This is a genomic window from Pseudomonadota bacterium, from assembly GCA_022361155.1.
Lineage (GTDB): Bacteria > Myxococcota_A > Polyangia > Polyangiales > JAKSBK01 > JAKSBK01.
In genome coordinates this window covers 1-3,174 of sequence record JAKSBK010000568.1, presented here as the reverse complement: position 1 = coordinate 3,174, position 3,174 = coordinate 1, and the positions used below count along the sequence as shown (strand labels likewise).

2 protein-coding genes are annotated in these 3,174 nt (G+C 65.4%); both read right to left on the bottom strand.

Translation table 11 applies throughout. The features are described 5' to 3' along the window. Positions 1 to 1,243: RHS repeat-associated core domain-containing protein (locus MJD61_21365; GenBank protein MCG8557809.1), on the bottom strand; the 1,243-nt coding region annotated here is incomplete at its 3' end. 32 nt (positions 1,244 to 1,275) lie between these two features. After that, positions 1,276 to 3,174 (bottom strand): hypothetical protein (locus MJD61_21360; protein ID MCG8557808.1); only part of this gene is annotated, 1,899 nt, incomplete at its 5' end.

Below are 3,174 nucleotides of genomic sequence, written 5' to 3'. Positions count from 1 at the left end.
CCCTTGTGGCCCCTGCAAGGATCCTAGAGAGGCCCCCGACGGGGAGGGGACCAAGCGCCAGACTGATACCGGCCATCACCTTCGCCCAGTCTGGAGCGTCGGGATCCACTAGCGTCACTATGTCTCCCGCTGGCGTCAAATCCACGGCGACCTCGGCGGTCCGCACACTTCCACCCCCACCCCCTGTCGACCCCGGACCGACGTCCATCGTGGGGTCAAGAACGTCAGAGCCACCGGGGCGCCCGATCGGGAGTATTTCCCGGGGGTTCCGACCTGTGGAGGACGGCACCGGGTTGCACCACTGACCGCCCCTGCTCCCTTCCGGTGATGCGATAGGCACGGTTCCGTCAGGGCACGGGGGAATCGGCTGGCATGGGTCTGCGCCCGGGAAAAAGGGCGCAGCGTAGTACCCGGGTGGACACGAAACGGGTGCTGGCTGACTGCTATCCGTGGTTGTCTGGCACTCCGGAGCCATTGGAGTGTCCTCACAGTGATGGCTGAACCCCGTGGGATCTGTCCAATTCAACGGATTATTGACCACATAGCTATACCGATTCCAGGACTGGCTGTTGCCCGGCTCGGGCACGAACGGGTCGGGCTGCAAAAACCTCCCCATGTGTGCGTCGTAGATTCTGCCCTTCATGTTCACGAGGCCGAGCTTGTTGAAGTGCTCGTGGCCGGTGTAGCCGAGTCGGGTCTTGGGGCGGTTCGGGTCGCTCGCGTTCTGGTCGACTCGGAAGCCGCCGAAGGGGGCAAACTCGCGGCGCTGGGCGTCGCTGCTGGTGTCGGAGTCGTTGCTGGCCACCACCGAGCCGAGGTGGTCGTCGTGCAGCGCCACGACCGCGAGCGACTGTGCGTTTTGCTTGTAGACGAGCTCCGCTACCGCGCGGCTGCCGTTATGGAGCACGAAGTGCGCGCTGGTTTCGCCGCCTGCTTGCTCCTCGTAGTACAGGTCGTCGAAATACAGGGTCTCGCCCGCGGGGTCGCCCTGTTTGTGGACGAGCTGGTCTTCGGCGTCGTAGATGAATTGCTCCGAAAAGCTCTCGTTGCCGATCTGGACGTCCAGGCTGGCGGGCTTGTGAAAGCGGGTGTAGGCGATGTTGGACAGGTTCGCTCGGCCCGGGTCGCTGCTGCTGCGGGTGGTGAGGTTTCCGTTGTCGTCGTAGCTGTAGTCCTCGCTGAGCTCGCCCCACGAGGTTTGCGTGACCCGATGCGGGAAGTTGGTGTCGTAGGTGAGCGTCATCTGGCCGCTGTCGCCGTCCAGGGGCCGCTCGGTCAGGTTGCCGCCGCTGCTGTAGCTGAACTTCCGCCCCGGGTCCGCGTCGATGCCGATGCTGGAGACGCGCTCGAGGTGGTCGTAGCTGAAGGTTTCTTCGCGCAGCCGTGTCCAGTGCAGGTCGCTCCGGTGCAACAGATTCCCGTCGTCCGTGTAGACGTACGCGAGGTCTGTATTTCAGTATCGCAGCTGCCGCCGGAACAGCGGCCCGTGCGAATCGTGGCGGGCAACCCGGTGATCCGGTCGTAGCTCCTGAGCGTGCGCTGGGTGGCGCTCAGGAACTGCTCTTCCTCGAGCTGGTCGAAGTCGTTCGTCGAGACGGCACGCCACAGGTAGGCCCCGGTCGGGCTGCTGTTGCGAATGGCCTTGGGCGCACCGCTGGCCGCGTACTCGTAGTAGGCGGCGAACGAGAAGCCCGTGGGGTGTGGATAGTCGACGTGGTCGATGCGCCCGCGCGCGTTGTAGTGGTAGCTGGCTTGTCGCCGGGGCCGGTTCGGGTCGTTGGCGCCGCCGTACAGCCGCTCCTTGCTGTTCAAACGCCCCGCCCAATCGTACGTGTAGTGGGTTTCGTGCCCGCTCGAGCTCACGCTCTTGCGAAGCGTGCCGTACACCCCGTGGGGCGACTGGCCCTCCGGGTACTCGATGTCCCACTCAAAGCTCGTCGTGGCGGCCACGTTGGCTTGGCTGTCGAGGTCCTGCCGTTCCCGCAGCCGTCCCAGCGCATCGTACCGGTAGCGCGTGACCTGACCTGCAGCGTCGGTGCTGGTCTCGAGCTCGCCAAAGGCGTTGTAGCTGCTGAAGCGGTAGCCTCCGAGGTCCGAATCCAGAATCGCAGTCACCTTGCCCCAGCGGTCTCGAAAATACGTTGCCGCGTGACCCGAGGGCGTGAAGACCTGGCTCACCCGGTCGAACGGACCGTTGGTAAACTGCGTGCCTGGATAGCCAAAGGGGTTGCTAGAGACGGCCTGCGCGCGCGCCAGGCACGTGCTGCTATCCGCGCTGGGCTCGACCGAGCGCACGGGCTCTGCACGCACGCCCAGCCACTCGCACCGGATCCGGCCTACCGGGCTCTTCACGCAGGCCACGTTGTGCCAGTAGCAGCGCTCCTCGGTCGTGGCCTCGGGCAAGGGCACGCCGTTCCGGTCGGTGCCGCGCACCACCTCGGTCACCCGGTCCAGCGCGTCGTAGCGGTAGCTCGTAAACACGCGGCTCTTGCCTCGTTTGATGAGCCGGCCGATGCGCTCGAGCCGCCCGAAGTCGTCGTAGTGCAGCTCCTGAAGTAGCGGCGTGGCGCCGAAGCCGCTGGTCGACCTGAACGTGGGCCGGCCGTGCACGTCGTGCGCCACGTTGGTGTACTTGGGCCACACCACCACGCCCGAGCTGCTCAGGTAGCCTTCCTCGCGCACATCCACGCGCACCGAGTTTCCACCTCCTGCGAAGACGTAGTCTAGCTTGGTTCGCACCCCCGCGGCATCCACCTCGTAGCGCCTGCGACCAAAGCCGTCCGGGATGCTGTAGCTCTCGATCGGGCTACCGTTGGGCACCGCTGGATCGGAGGTTCGAAGCACCATCCCGAGACCCCGATCGTAGTCGATGTTCACCACGTGCCCCTGCGCGTCGGTGACCGATACCGGAAGCACGTGGTTGCTGTCGTAGCCGATGGCCGTCTCCCGCATCTTCACGGCCTCGAAGGTCTGCCCGTATTCCCTAATCGACCACACGTTGCCGAGCGCGTCGTGGTCGAACTCGCTGTAGCGCGTCACGGCGTCGTCCGGTTCGACCTCACGCTGCCTCACCACGCCCTTGTTGGCCAGCGCATGGCCCGGCAACACGTCCTCGTAGTACCAGTAGCGTGTGCTTTGGCTCGTGGTGGCCGCACCGCGCGTGCTGCTGACCGT